Annotated in this window: 10 protein-coding genes; 6 read left to right on the top strand and 4 right to left on the bottom strand. The window is 65.8% G+C overall.

What is annotated here, in order from left to right:
- Window positions 1-4: 4 nt before the first annotated feature.
- Complete coding sequence (gene zapE, locus JE033_RS01160) at window positions 5-1063, bottom strand: cell division protein ZapE (RefSeq protein WP_090148851.1); 1059 nt, start codon at window positions 1061-1063, stop codon at window positions 5-7.
- Window positions 1064-1091: 28 nt separating this feature from the next.
- Entirely contained in the window at window positions 1092-2288 is a 1197-nt protein-coding gene (locus JE033_RS01165; RefSeq protein WP_200328891.1) for a S9 family peptidase, read from the bottom strand.
- A gap of 80 nt (window positions 2289-2368) precedes the next feature.
- Between JE033_RS01165 and JE033_RS01170 the strand changes: the two genes are divergently transcribed.
- The 4 genes from JE033_RS01170 to JE033_RS01185 all read left to right on the top strand — a co-directional run bounded on the left by JE033_RS01170 (window position 2369) and on the right by JE033_RS01185 (window position 7638).
- Entirely contained in the window at window positions 2369-2986 is a 618-nt protein-coding gene (locus JE033_RS01170) for a DUF3000 domain-containing protein (RefSeq protein ID WP_200328893.1), read from the top strand.
- A gap of 5 nt (window positions 2987-2991) precedes the next feature.
- Window positions 2992-4182 (top strand): HRDC domain-containing protein, encoded by a 1191-nt coding sequence (locus JE033_RS01175; protein WP_200330950.1) that lies wholly within the window; start codon window positions 2992-2994, stop codon window positions 4180-4182.
- 123 nt (window positions 4183-4305) lie between these two features.
- Window positions 4306-5499, top strand: a complete 1194-nt coding sequence (locus JE033_RS01180; protein ID WP_249290926.1) for a thiolase family protein — start codon at window positions 4306-4308, stop codon at window positions 5497-5499.
- Window positions 5500-5502: 3 nt separating this feature from the next.
- On the top strand, window positions 5503-7638 hold the full coding sequence (locus JE033_RS01185) for a 3-hydroxyacyl-CoA dehydrogenase NAD-binding domain-containing protein (protein ID WP_200328897.1): 2136 nt from the start codon (window positions 5503-5505) through the stop codon (window positions 7636-7638).
- 109 nt (window positions 7639-7747) lie between these two features.
- Here the strand turns inward: JE033_RS01185 and dxs are convergent, their stop codons facing one another.
- Complete coding sequence (dxs, locus tag JE033_RS01190; protein WP_200328899.1) at window positions 7748-9700, bottom strand: 1-deoxy-D-xylulose-5-phosphate synthase; 1953 nt, start codon at window positions 9698-9700, stop codon at window positions 7748-7750.
- Between the two features lie 283 nt (window positions 9701-9983).
- On the opposite strand from dxs, the gene lepB reads away from it, so the two are divergent.
- On the top strand, window positions 9984-10703 hold the full coding sequence (gene lepB, locus JE033_RS01195) for a signal peptidase I (protein ID WP_200328901.1): 720 nt from the start codon (window positions 9984-9986) through the stop codon (window positions 10701-10703).
- 163 nt (window positions 10704-10866) lie between these two features.
- The gene (locus JE033_RS01200; RefSeq protein ID WP_200328903.1) at window positions 10867-11202 is read left to right on the top strand and encodes a hypothetical protein; all 336 of its coding nucleotides are present in this window, start codon (window positions 10867-10869) and stop codon (window positions 11200-11202) included.
- 218 nt (window positions 11203-11420) lie between these two features.
- Here JE033_RS01200 and acnA read toward each other — a convergent pair whose 3' ends face one another.
- Window positions 11421-14108 (bottom strand): aconitate hydratase AcnA, encoded by a 2688-nt coding sequence (acnA, locus tag JE033_RS01205; RefSeq protein WP_200328905.1) that lies wholly within the window; start codon window positions 14106-14108, stop codon window positions 11421-11423.
- Window positions 14109-14146: the final 38 nt, after the last annotated feature.

Here is a 14146-nt window from a genome sequence, read left to right on the forward strand (position 1 = left end):
TCCGTTACGCGATCTCGCTCGCCGAGAGCGCGTTGAGACGCGACATGCAGCGCAGGTACTTCTTGCGATATCCGCCGTCGAGCATGCCTCCGCCGAAGACAGTGGTGATCGGCGCACCCGTAGCGCGGATTGGGATCTGAGCGTCGTACACGCGGTCGATAAAAGCCACGAATCGCAAGGCGGACGACTGGTCCGTCAGCACGTGAACGTCGCGCAGGCCGATGCACTGCACGCCCGTCAGGAGGCCGCTGTAGCTCGAAGGATGCACGGTCGCGAGATGCTCGATCAGCGCCGAGAAGTCGTCGTCCGTCATGCGCTCGTGCGCTGCAGCGACATCGGCGAGGGCGAAGCGGTACTCCTCGTCGGAGAGCGGAACCGCGTCTCCTTCGAGGTCGCGCTGCCGGTAGTCGACGCCATCGATGCGAATCGTCGTGAAACGATCGGACATCGCCTGGATCTCGCGCATGAAGTCGGCGGCCGCGAAGCGCCCCTCTCCGAGCGCGTTGGGCGGCGTATTCGAAGTTGCGACGAACTTGGTGCCGGTGGACGTGAGATCGCCGATGAGGCGTGTCATCAGCATCGTGTCGCCCGGATCATCGAGCTCGAACTCGTCGATGCAGATCAGGCGAGCGCCCTGAAGCACGCTGACGGCGCCGTTGTACCCGAGAGCACCGACGAGCGCGGTGTACTCGATGAACGTTCCGAAGTACTTGCGTCCGGTCGTGGCGTGCCAGGTCGCCGCGAGAAGGTGGGTCTTACCCACCCCGAACCCGCCGTCGAGATAGATGCCGGGCTTGGTGGGCGCAGCTGAAACAGACTCCGCCTTCTTCCGCCCGAAACCGAAGAATCCCCCGCGAGACACGGCTGGAGCTGGAGCCGCGAACGCGCGCAACAGCTCCCGAGCCTCCTCCTGGGACGGATAATCGGGGTCCGGCCGGTACGAATCGAACGACGCGCGATCGAACTGCGGCGGTGGAACCAGCGTCGCTACGAGTTCGGTGCCACTGATCGTGGGGCGCCGATCGACGAGACTGGCGGTGCTGTGCTGGGAGTCTGAGACCATCACCGATAGTGTACCGTCGCCGCGTTGCTCAGCCGCGCCAGGGCTGGTGCGGCAGGGCACGGACGAACACGCGGGTCACCGCTTCCCAGCCGCTGCGGTCCACGTTCCACAGCTTCACGTGCTCGGCCCCGGGTTGCATTCGAAGCTGTACGAGGTCGGGGCGCAACTCGGCGAGCCGCTCCGCTCCCGCCGACGGCACGAACGTGTCAGCTGTACTGGCATGGATGAGGACTGGCACAGTGAGTTCGGGCGCGAACGTCTCGGGGTGCAGCGTCGCGATCGGGAGCCCGCCGCTCTCGCCACCCGTGACGAGGCCCCTGGAGAGCATCTCGACCCCGAGACCTGCGATCGACGCAGGCACTGACTGCGCCGTGGCGTGGTAACGGAGCAACGCGCTCCAGTCCACTGCGGGCGAGTCGAGGATCAGACCGTCGATGAGTGCGCGGTGGACGCCTCGGGTGGCAGCAACGAGGCACGCGGTACCGCCCATGGACCAGCCGAAGAGGGTCACCCGCTCGGCTCCTCGTCGCCGGGCTTCGGCGATCGCCGAATCCACGTCTCGGCTCTCCGAGAACCCCACGCCGTAACGACCGCCAAGGCCGGGAGGCGCGCCCGGATCGTTGCGGTAGGAGATGACGAGGTTCGTGATCCCGCTGCGCGCGAGCGGGATCACGCCTCGCAGCGTCTCCTCCGGCAGCGCCCCGCGTCCGTGCACGTGGACGGCCCACCGACGCTTGCGCGCGAAGCGCGGATGCACGATCCAGGCGTCCGCCTCGCCGAGCTCGGTGCGGTACGTGATCCGATCAACGCGGTACCCGAGCTCTTCCGGAGCGGTGAACCACCACCCCGTGATTCTTCCGCGGGTCTCCGCCTGAAGCGCTCCGCGGTCGACGGCGACGAGCTCGCGCACCACCGTCTCGCCTTCGATCGCGATCACCTCCCCCAGTCGCGCATGGCCAGCGCCTCCGTCGAAGATGAACGAGTACCGGCCGGGGAGATCCGCATCGGCACCCCGCAGATGCACCTGCCTCCGCTCCGGTGAGCCTCCGGCCTCGGATATCCGGATCACGGTGACCGGAGATTCGGGAACGACAGCCGGGGTCACCGCTCGTCGCGCGAGCGCGGCTCCGCCGAGTATCGAGCCGACGGACGCCGCGATCGCACCGCCGCCGAGTACGCCGGCAATCCCGAGTGCGAGCGCTCGCCCCCAGCGCAGTCCTTGCATGGGCTTGCCCTCCCCTGTTCCCCGCATCACGGCGTGGCACCGGCGTGATGTTCACAGCAAACTCTAGTGTCGCCTGTGTGATGGCACGCATCAATGGCACCCATGTCGACTTCGACACGGCGTCCGAGCAACTCCGGAACGCGCGCCTGCGTGAAGAACTCGTCTCCCAGGAGATCCCGGCGCCGGAGCGCATCGCTCCGAAGTCGATTGCGTTCGCAGCGGGCGTCGCCCGTGGAGCGCGCGGTGGAGCGACGGCGGAGACCGCTCTCGAGTCACCCTATGGCGCCGGCCGGATCGTGCTCATGCACGACGAATCAGCCGTCGACGAGTGGGGTGGTCCCTTCCGGATCGTGTGCTTCGCCCAGGCACCCCTCGAGCTCGAGATCGGCGTCGATCCGTTCATCTCCGATGTGGCCTGGTCGTGGCTGGTCGACGCGCTGGACTCGCGCGGCGCTCGATACGTCTACTTGTCCGGCACCGCGACGAAGACCCTGTCGAGCAGCTTCGGCGCACTCGAGGCGCGCGGTGACTCCGCGCAGATCGAATTGCGAGCCTCATGGACTCCGACGGGTTCGGATTTCGGCGTCCATGCGGAGGCGTGGTCGGAGCTCGTCTGCCTGCTGGCGGGACTGCCCCACGCTGAGGGAATAGACTCCATCGCGGCACGGCGATCCCGCCAAGCCGCGGAAGGGGTATGAACAGCATGACGATCTCCCAGTCGGAGCTCGACATCGAGTGGACGATGGTCACCGACGCGGAGGGTCTCCTGGCCGCGTCGACTGTGCTCGCGGCGGGGCACGGCCCGGTGGGCGTGGATGCCGAGCGCGCCTCGGGATTCCGCTACGGCGGCGAGGCGTACCTCGTGCAGGTGCACCGCGCTGGCGCCGGCACGTATCTCTTCGATCCGATCGGGATCGAAGATTTCTCCCCGCTGCAGCGAGCGATCGGCGATGCCGAGTGGATCCTGCACGCGGCATCGCAGGATCTCGCCTGTCTTGCCGCCCTGGGACTGGTGCCGACGCAGCTCTTCGATACCGAACTGGCCGCGCGGCTGCTCGGATTCGAGCGTGTGGGTCTCGGAGCGATCGTCGAACTCCTGCTCGGCATCACACTCGAGAAGGCCCACTCGGCCGCGGACTGGTCGCAGCGTCCGCTTCCTGACGACTGGCTGGAGTATGCAGCGCTCGACGTCGTCCTGCTGCCGGATCTGCGGAACGCCGTCGCGGCCCAGCTCGCGGCGCAGCAGAAGACGGAGTTCGCTCGCCAGGAATTCGAAGCGACGCGCACCAAGCCGGAGAAGCCGCGCCCGGAAGAACCGTGGCGCAAACTCTCCGGCGGGAATTCGCTGAAGACTCCGCGAGCACTCGCTTTGGCGCGAGAGCTCTGGGAGGGCCGTGACGCTCTCGCTCGTGAGCGCGACGTCGCACCCGGGCGCCTGATACCGGACTCCTCCGTGGTCGCAGCAGCGAGCGCGAATCCTCGGTCCAAAGGCGATCTTGCGCGGTTGCGCGACTTCAAGGGCCGGGCGAGCCGCAGCGAGCTCGACCGGTGGTGGGCGGCGATCCTCCGGGGGAAGACCACCGAGAATCTTCCCGGCCAGAAGCGTCGGGATCCCGATTCGATTCCGCACCATCGCTTCTGGGCCCAGCGGGATCCCGATGCCGCGGCGCGCTTGGACGCGGTGCGAGCGCGGATCGAGCAGGAATCGGCTGCGAGGAGCATCCCGCTCGAGAATCTGCTCACCCCGGATACCCTTCGGCGCCTCGTGTGGCGCCCGCCCGTGGATCGTTCGGAGACCGGCGTCGCACTCCGTCTCAAGGAGCTCGGCGCGAGGGACTGGCAGATTGGCATCACCGCACCAATCATTGCCGAAGCTTTTGTAGATCTTCCATAAGCGAATCGCAACTCTCCCGCGAAATCACAGTGCCCTCGGTACGTCCGGTTCCGCGTGACACTCCGTCTCTCTAGTATGGAAACGACGCAGATCACCAATGCTGATGGAGGCGAAGTGGCCGCAATGAGAGAAGTCGTGTTCGTAGACGGTGTCCGCACCCCGTTCGGGCGAGCAGGCGACAAAGGCATATATGCAGGTACGCGTGCAGACGACCTGGCGGTCAAAGCACTCCAGGGGCTCATCGAGCGCAATCCCGAGCTTCCGCTCGATCGCATCGATGACGTGGGCATCGCGGCGACGACGCAGCAGGGCGACCAGGGGCTGACACTCGGTCGCACGGTGTCGATGCTCGCGGGCATCCCCGTGACGGTGCCCGGCTTCGCGCTGGACCGCATGTGCGCCGGCGCACTGACCGTGGCTTCGTTCATGGGCGCAGCGATCGGAGCGGGGCAGTACGACCTCGCGGTCGCCGGAGGCGTCGAGCACATGGGGCGCCACCCGATCGGGCTCGACGCCGACCCGAATCCGCGATTCGTCGCTGAGAAGCTCGTGAGCCCCGATGCGCTGAACATGGGCATCACGGCTGAGCGCTTGCACGATCGCTTCCCGGCCCTCACCAAGGAGCGCTCCGACCGGTTCGGCATGCTGAGCCAGCAGAAGGTGCAGGCCGCCTACGACCGCGGAGACATCCAGGCGGACCTCATTCCGGTCGCCACGCGCTCCGAGTCGGGCTGGGGCCTCGCGACGGAGGATCAGGGGCGCCGCCCTGAGACGACGATGGAGGGTCTGGCCACGCTGAAGACTCCATTCCGCCCGCATGGCCGCGTGACCGCGGGCAACGCCTCGCCGCTTACCGACGGCGCGACCGTTTCCCTGCTCGCCGGAGGAGACACGGCCAAGCAGCTCGGTCTCTCGGTCAAGATGCGCCTGGTCGGATTCGCGTTCGCCGGTGTGGAGCCCGAGGTCATGGGACTCGGACCGGTGCCTTCCACCGAGAAGGCGCTCGCGCGCGCCGGCCTGACCATCGATGACATCGGTCTCTTCGAGCTGAACGAGGCGTTCGCGGTGCAGGTGCTGTCGTTCACCGACCACTTCGGCATCGCCGACGACGACCCTCGCGTGAACCCCTGGGGCGGGGCGATCGCGTTCGGGCACCCGCTCGCGGCGTCGGGTGTCAGGCTGATGACGCAGCTCGCGCGCCAGTTCGCGCAGCGACCGGACGTGCGCTACGGCGTCACCGCCATGTGCGTCGGCCTCGGTCAGGGCGGTACCGCCATCTGGGAGAACCCGCATTTCGACGGAAAGAAGGGCAAGTAAGCCATGACTGACTACCGCAGCATCGACTTCTCTCCGCTCATCGCAGCGTCCGACGACGAGGTCGTCACCGAATCCCTCGTGCAAGATGTGCGGCTCCCGTCCGGCGGCACGCTCGCGCTCATCACCCTCGACAACGGGCGCGACCACACCCGCCCGAATACACTCGGGCCACGAACCCTCCAGGGGCTCGGGAACGTGCTCGACGAACTCCGTCGTCGCGCCGCCGCAGGTGAGATCGCAGCCGTCGCCGTGACCGGAAAGCCGTTCATCTTCGCCGCCGGAGCCGACCTCTCGAAGGTGTCGACCCTCGCGACGGAGGAGAACGCGCGACTCATGGCCCAGTTCGGCCACTTCGTTCTGGGCAAGTTCGGTGAGCTCGGCGTTCCCTCATTCGCATTCGTGAACGGCCTCGCGCTCGGCGGAGCGATGGAGATCGCTCTGCACTGCGATTACCGCACGCTCGACGCTTCGACCGCTGCCCTCGCCTTCCCGGAGGTGTTCCTCGGCATCATTCCCGGCTGGGGTGGCGCGACGATCGTTCCGAACCTCATCGGGATCGAGCAGGCGCTCGAGATCATCGTCTCGAATCCGTTGAAGAACAATCGTATGCTGAAGCCGAAGCAGGCGTTCGAGATGGGACTCTTCGACGCGATGTTCGGCGCCGCGAGCTTCCTGGAGCGTTCTATCGCGTGGGCCGACGGCGTCATCTCGGGGTCCGTGAAGGTGGACCGCAAGCATGTGCCCGGCAAGCTGGAGCGGCTCACGAAGTGGCCGGCTGCCATCAAGATCGCTCGGGACACGCTGAAGGCGCGTATCGGCACCACCGCGAAAGCGCCCTATGCGGCCCTCGATCTGCTCAGCGCTGCCAAGGACAATGATCTGGCGCGCGGGTTCGAGCGCGAGGATGAAGCACTCGCCCAGCTCATCTCGGGAGATCAGTTCGCAGCTTCGGTCTACGCCTTCGACCTCGTGCAGAAGCGTGCGAAGCGACCGGCGGGAGCCCCGGATACGCAGCTCGCGAAGCCGGTGCGGAAGGTGGGCGTCATCGGCGCGGGATTGATGGCGAGCCAGTTCGCCCTGCTGTTCGCCCGCAAACTGCGTGTGCCGGTGCTGATCACGGATCTCGATCAGTCGCGTGTGGACAAGGGGCTCGAGTACATTCGCGGCGAAGTCGACAAGATGCTCGACAAGGGTCGGCTCACCGCTGATGACGCGAACCAGATCAAGGATCTCGTGCGCGGCACGACCGACAAGTCGCAGTACTCAGACTGCGACTGGGTCATCGAAGCCGTCTTCGAAGAGCTCGGCGTCAAGCAGCAGGTCTTCTCGGAGATCGAGTCGATCATCTCGGAAACCGCCATCCTCGCGACGAACACCTCCTCGCTCTCGGTGCATGAAATCGGCGATCTCCTCTCCCACCCCGAACGGCTCGTCGGATTCCACTTCTTCAACCCGGTCGCGGTCATGCCGCTCATCGAGGTGGTACGCACACCGACGACGAACGACGAGTCCCTCGCGACGGCGATGGTCATCGCGAAGAAACTCGGCAAGAGTGCGGTCATCACCGCCGATCGCCCCGGCTTCGTCGTGAATCGTCTCCTTGCGAAAGTCATGGGCGAAGCAGCGCGCGCCCTCGACGCTGGCACCCCCCTCCCGGTCGTCGAACGGGCGTTCGCTCCCATCGGGCTGCCGATGGGGCCGTTCGAGCTCATCGACCTCGTCGGTTGGAAGGTCGCCGCCCACGTGCAAGACACCATGGTGGCCGCGTTCCCCGACCGCTTCTACGCCTCCGAGAACCTGCACCGGCTCGCTGAGGTGGAAGAGCCCCTCGTCAAGTCGAAGCTGGGGAAGGTCGAAGATCTCTCCAAGTCGGGCAAGAAAGTCGTGACGCTCGGCAAGACAGCAGTGAGCGAGGAGGAGATCCTCCGTCGGGTCGAAGACGAGCTCGCGGGTGAGATCAAGATCATGCTCGATGAAGGCGTCGTCGCTGCGGCGGAGGACATCGATCTGTGCCTGATCCTCGGCGCTGGTTGGCCCTTCCAGGCCGGCGGTGCGACACCGTATCTCGACCGCTCGGGCGCGAGTGAGCGCGCCTTCGGCGGGACGTTCCACGATCCTCGGATCGCGGGAGCTCGCTAAGGCCGACGGGACGGCGAAGCGGGGCGGGTGGGAGTCGATCCCACCCGCCCCGCTTCACCGTTCAGCGCCCGTCGGGCATCGGCATCGGCGACGTACTCGGCCGACCCTCTCAGCTCACAGGGCGATCGCTGGCTGCAGGCCGCGCGATCGGTACGCGATCGCCGCGCACCTGCTCGGCCACGGCAGCGGCGATCTGGTCTGCAGTGAGGCCAGCGTCGGCCAGCAACTCCGCACGGGAGGCGTGACCCGGGAACGCGTCGGGTGTGCCGAGTTCGCTCACCGCGGTGTCGACGCCCGCATCGCGGAGCGCTTGGCGAATGCGAGTACCGACGCCGCCGACGCGAATACCGTCTTCGATCGTGATCACCAGGCGGTGCTGCTCCGCGAGCTCGACGAGTGACCCGGAGACGGGCACGACCCAGCGTGGATCGATCACGGTGGAAGAAATGCCGTCGCGCTCCAGTTGTTCAGCCGCAGCAAGCGCAATGGAAGCCATGGGCCCCACCGCGACGAAGAGCACATCCCGGTACTCCCGTCGCGCGATCTCCGTCTCGCGGAGTACCTCGACACCGTCGTGCAGACGACGCAGCGCGGGGATGTCGTCGCCGATCGCACCCTTGGGGTAACGCAGCACTGTCGGGCCGTCGTCAATCGCGACCGCTTCGCCCAGTTCCTCCGACAGCGATTGCGCATCGCGCGGTGCGGCGATCCTGATGCCGGGGACGACCTGCAAGGTGGCGAGGTCCCAGACGCCGTTGTGGCTCGCGCCGTCCGGGCCCGTGATTCCGGCTCGGTCGAGCACGAAGGTCACGCCGGCCCGGTGCAGTGCCACATCCATGAGGAGCTGGTCGAACGCACGGTTCATGAAGGTCGCGTAGACGGCCACCACCGGGTGCAGACCACCGTATGCGAGGCCAGCAGCACTCGCCACTGCGTGCTGCTCTGCGATACCGACATCGATGACACGGCCAGGGAGCCGTGATGCGAGCAGGTCGAGTCCGGTCGGCACGAGCATCGCCGCGGTGATACCGATGATGCGATCATCTGCCTCCGCGAGATCGACGATGCGCTCCCTGAACACCGATGTCCAGCTCCGGCCACCCACCACTTCCACGGGTTCGCCGCTTCCGGGATCGATCTGGCCGATCGCGTGGAACTGGTCAGCGATGTCGTTCTCGGCTGGTGCGTAACCGCGACCCTTCTCGGTGATGACGTGCACGAGGGTCGGGCGTCCGTAGCCCTTCGCCTGGCGCAGCACCTCCTCCACGGCGTGGAGATCGTGGCCGTCGACCGGTCCGAGATACTTGATGTCGAGATTCGAGTAGAGGTCCTGGTTATCGGAAGCGCGGCTGACGAACCCGCGCATCGCTCCTCGCGCCGCACGATAGACGGTGCGGCCTGGCGTCCCGAGACGGGAGAACAGCTTCTCGCTCCCCTCCTGCAGGTCGCGATAGGCGTCCTTCGAACGCACGGAGTTCAAGAACCGGGCCATGCCGCCGATCGTCGGGGCGTACGACCGTCCGTTGTCGTTCACGACGAGCACGAGGTTGCGGTCGTTGTCGTCGGTGATGTTGTTCAGCGCTTCCCAGGTCATCCCGCCCGTGAGCGCACCGTCGCCGACGACGGCGACGACGTGGCGATGCTGTTGCGAGGGGTCCGTCTCGGCGCGACGCGCGAACGCTCGGGAGATACCATCGGCCCAGCTCAGTGAACTCGAGGCGTGCGAGCTCTCCACGATGTCGTGCTCCGACTCTGCACGCTGCGGGTAGCCGGCGAGCCCGCCGCGACTGCGCAGACCTGAGAAGTCCCGTCGACCCGTGAGCAGCTTGTGCACGTAGCTCTGATGGCCAGTATCGAAGACGATCGGGTCTCTCGGCGAGCGGAAGACGCGATGGAGCGCGATCGTGAGTTCGACGACCCCCAGGTTGGGTCCGAGGTGCCCTCCAGTGCGCGACACCGCGGCGATCAGGAACTCACGGATCTCCGCGGCGAGCAACTCGCACTCCTCGAGCGTCAGCGCGTCGAGATCACGCGGTTCTCGGATTCGATCCAGGATCGCCACCCGCCGACCTCCGTTCCGCCCGACCGGGAGGGTCAGAGCATCCCCTCAGTCTACTCGGGGGCCGCCATCCGAACTGCCGCCGCTGTTGCTGCTCACGCCGGGCGAAGTCCGGCCGGTGGCGTGCCGTTCGACGAGTCGTGCTCCCCGGGAGGTTGCAATTTCTCGGTTGTCGCATGCTCGGGCTATCCTCTGGACTGGGTGGGATTCCGTGTGTGTAGAGGAATCAGCGGGGCGGAGCCGTCTATTCGGAGGCAGTTCCATTCCCATCAACAAGGAAGCACATATGAGTGAAGCCGAGGCCACGACCTCGCAGCAACGGACCCGTCGAGGCGGAATCCTCGGGTTCCTGCGAGATACGCTCCTCATCCTGTTGCTGGCGCTTCTCGGTTCGTTTCTGCTGAAGACGTTTCTCGTGCGCAGTTTCTTCATCCCTTCGGAGTCGATGGAGAACACGCTGCAGATCGATGACCGCATCCTCGTGAACCAGTTGGTGCCCGACCTCATCGATGTGCAGCGCGGCGACATCGTGGTGTTCAAGGATCCGGGCGGGTGGTTGCACCCCCGCGGGAGTGAGCCGCCCCGCGGGTTCGAGCGGGTGCTCCAGTCGATCGGTCTCGCGGCTGACACGAGCAACGAGTACGTGGTCAAGCGCGTCATCGGCGTCGGCGGTGATCGTGTCGAGTGCTGCGACGCTCAGGGGCGTGTGATGGTGAACGGTGTGCCCATCGACGAGCCGTACATCGTGAAGCCTGCGGGCGAGGAGCGAGCGTCGGCGATCGATTTCGACGTCACGGTGCCCGAGGGCTCTCTGTGGGTGATGGGCGACAACCGGTATCAGAGCAAGGACTCGCGCTACAACCAGGATCAGCCGGGCAAGGGGTTCGTGCCGGAAGAAGAGGTCGTGGGGCGCGCGTTCGTGTTGAACTGGCCGCTCAACCGGTTCACCTGGTTGGGGACTCCAGAAGGAACGTTCACCGGCGTGGACGCCGCGAAGGAGAACTGAACGGGGAGCCGGCCCGTACAGGTGCGGAATTCTGCCGTCGCGATGCAGAAATCGAGATGCTCAATACCGAATGCGACTCCATTGGCGGCCCGAATCGATCAGTATGCAGGAATGTTGTATCACCCGGGTTTCTGGGAGAACGACAACGCTGAAAGGGAGCACAATGAAGTCCAAGCCCGCACTCCTCAAATCATCACTCACCGCCGTCGCGGTCGCAGCTCTCGTCGCAGGCAGTGCGCTTCCTGCGCATGCTGCTAGCACGACGCTCACCTGGAGTATGGGTACTGCCAAAGCGACGCCGCTCGACATCCTCATCACCGACACACGAACTGACGGACTCAACGCCGTCATCGAGTACCAGTTGCGAGACGGGACACGGAACTACGCAAACGCCAGCGGCAAGGGTTCGACAAGATGGGTGTCGGCACGACCTGCAAACCCGTTCGTAAAGGTGCGCAGCTGCCCGGTGACCTGCGGCACGTGGGTGAGCGTGAAGTAGGGACGCCACGGGCGAAATCAGTCGTCTGAGAATGAGCGACTTCGCCGTCGCAACACAGCGCGTTGTCCCCCGCACCGGAATCGGTACGGGGGACAACGCGCTGTGCGAGCGAAGGCCGTGAGCGGTGACGGCGGGAACAAGCCCAACCGTGCGCGGCTGCAGACGCACTTCTGCGTCCGGGCGCTGATCGCGCACGGACGCAGAAGTGCGTTCCCGAACTAGACGAGCGAACGAAGCACGTACTGCAGGATGCCTCCGTTGCGGTAGTAATCCGCTTCACCCGGGGTGTCGATGCGAACGACCGCGTCGAAACGCAGCGAGGTGCCGCCTTCGCGCGTCGCAGTGACGGAAACCGTTCGCGGAGTCACGCCCTCGTTGAGCGCCGTGATGCCCGAGATGTCGAAGGTCTCGGTGCCGTCGAGTGCGAGGCTCTCCGCATTCTCCCCCTCCGGGAACTGCAGCGGCAGCACACCCATTCCGATGAGATTCGAGCGGTGAATGCGCTCGAAGCTCTCGGTGATGACGGCCTTCACACCCAGGAGGCTGGTGCCCTTCGCTGCCCAGTCGCGAGACGAGCCCGATCCGTACTCCTTGCCGCCCAGCACCACGAGCGGAATACCAGCTGCCTGGTAGTTCTGCGACGCATCGTAGATGTACGACTTCGGGGCGCCTTCCAGCGTGAAGTCGCGCGTGAAGCCGCCTTCGACGCCGGCGCCGTTGTTCTCGCTGGCGAGCAGCTGGTTGCGCAGGCGGATGTTCGCGAAGGTTCCGCGAATCATCACCTCATGGTTGCCGCGCCTCGACCCGTAGGTGTTGAAGTCCTTCGGAGAGATGCCGTTCTCGACGAGGTATCGGCCCGCAGGGGTTTCGGCCCGGAAGCTGCCGGCAGGGCTGATGTGGTCGGTGGTGACCGAGTCGCCGAGCTTGGCGAGGACCCGAGCCCCCGAGATATCCGTGACCGGCGTCGGCTCGAGCTGCATGCCGTCAAAGTACGGTGCCTTCCGCACGTACGTCGACTTCTCGTCCCAGGCGAAGGTGTTGCCGTCAGGGGTCGGCAGCGACGTCCAGTGCTCATCACCGTCGAACACCGTCGCGTACTTCTCGAGGAACATGCCCGAGTCGATCGACTCGTCGGCGATCTTCTGCACCTCGACCGGGTCGGGCCAGATGTCGCGCAGGAACACATCGTTTCCGGCCTCGTCCTGGCCGAGCGCGTCGGTGTCGAAATCGAAATCCATCGTGCCGGCGAGTGAATACGCGATGACGAGCGGCGGGCTGGCGAGGTAGTTCATCTTGATGTCGGGGTTGATGCGCCCCTCGAAGTTGCGGTTGCCCGAGAGCACTGCCGTCACGGCGAGATCGTGCTCGTTGACCGCGTCGGAGATCTCCTGGTTCAGCGGACCGGAGTTGCCGATGCAGGTGACGCAGCCGTATCCGACCGTGTAGAAGCCGAGCTTCTCGAGATCGTAGTTGAGGCCGGACTTCTCGTAGTAGTCGGTGACGACCTTGGATCCCGGCGCCAGCGTGGTCTTCACCCACGGCTTCGCGCGAAGCCCGCGCGCGGCGGCATTTCGTGCGAGGACGCCGGCCGCGAGCATCACGGACGGGTTGGAGGTGTTCGTGCACGACGTGATCGACGCGAGCGTCACCGCGCCGTGATCGATCTCGAACTCGCGCCCCTGCTCGTCCTTCACCTTCGCCGGGTTCGCCGCCTGTGCGTAGTTCTTCAGGTCGGTTTCGAACTGCGACTTCGAGTTCGTCAGCTCGATGCGATCCTGCGGTCGCTTCGGGCCCGCGATGGACGAAACGACGGTGCTGAGATCGAGCTCGAGGTACTCGCTGAACTCAGGCTCGCGAGACGGATCGTGCCACATGCCTTGCGCCTGCGTGTACGCCTTGACGAGCTCGATCTGATCCTCGGGCCGCCCCGTGAGTCGCATGTAGTCGAGCGTGACATCGTCGACGGGGAACATCGCGGCCGTCGAGCCGAACTCCGGGCTCATGTTGCCGATGGTCGCGCGATTCGCGAGCGGCACGGACCCGACGCCTTCGCCGTAGAACTCCACGAACTTGCCGACGACGCCGTGCTTGCGCAGCATCTGAGTGATGGTGAGCACCACGTCAGTCGCGGTGACGCCTGCAGGGATCTGGCCGGAGAGCTTGAACCCGACGACGCGCGGGATGAGCATCGAGATCGGCTGGCCGAGCATCGCGGCCTCGGCCTCGATGCCGCCGACGCCCCAGCCGAGCACACCGAGGCCGTTCTCCATCGTGGTGTGCGAGTCGGTCCCGACGCAGGTGTCGGGGTAGGCGAACAGCTCGCCATCGATCTCGCGAGTGAAGGTCACTCGCGCGAGGTACTCGATGTTGACCTGGTGCACAATGCCGGTGCCGGGCGGAACGACCTTGAACTCATCGAAGGCGCCCTGACCCCAGCGGAGGAACTGGTAGCGCTCGCCGTTGCGCTGGTACTCGATCTCAACGTTGCGCGCCGCGGCGTCAGCCGTGCCGTACACGTCGGAGATCACGGAGTGATCGATCACCATCTCGGCCGGAGCCAGCGGGTTGATCTGGTCGGGCCTGCCACCCAGATCGACGACCGCCTCGCGCATCGTGGCGAGGTCGACGACGCAGGGCACACCCGTGAAGTCCTGCATGATGACGCGAGCCGGGGAGAACTGGATCTCGGTGTCGGGCTGCGCTGCAGGATCCCAGTTGCCGAGCGCCTCGATGTGCGCGCGCGTGACGTTGGCGCCGTCTTCCGTGCGGAGGAGGTTCTCCAGCAGTACTTTCAGGCTGTACGGCAGCCGCTCATGACCGGGGACCTGGTCGATTCGGTAGATCCCGTATTCCTTCTCGCCGACGGCGAGGGTGCTCTTCGCTTCGAAGCTGTTGACGGCTCCCATTGAGCTCCTCCAATGTGTCTCGATGTCAAGATAATTCT

The sequence above is a fragment of the Leucobacter sp. L43 genome, assembly GCF_016597785.1.
Classification (GTDB): Bacteria; Actinomycetota; Actinomycetes; order Actinomycetales; family Microbacteriaceae; genus Leucobacter; species Leucobacter alluvii.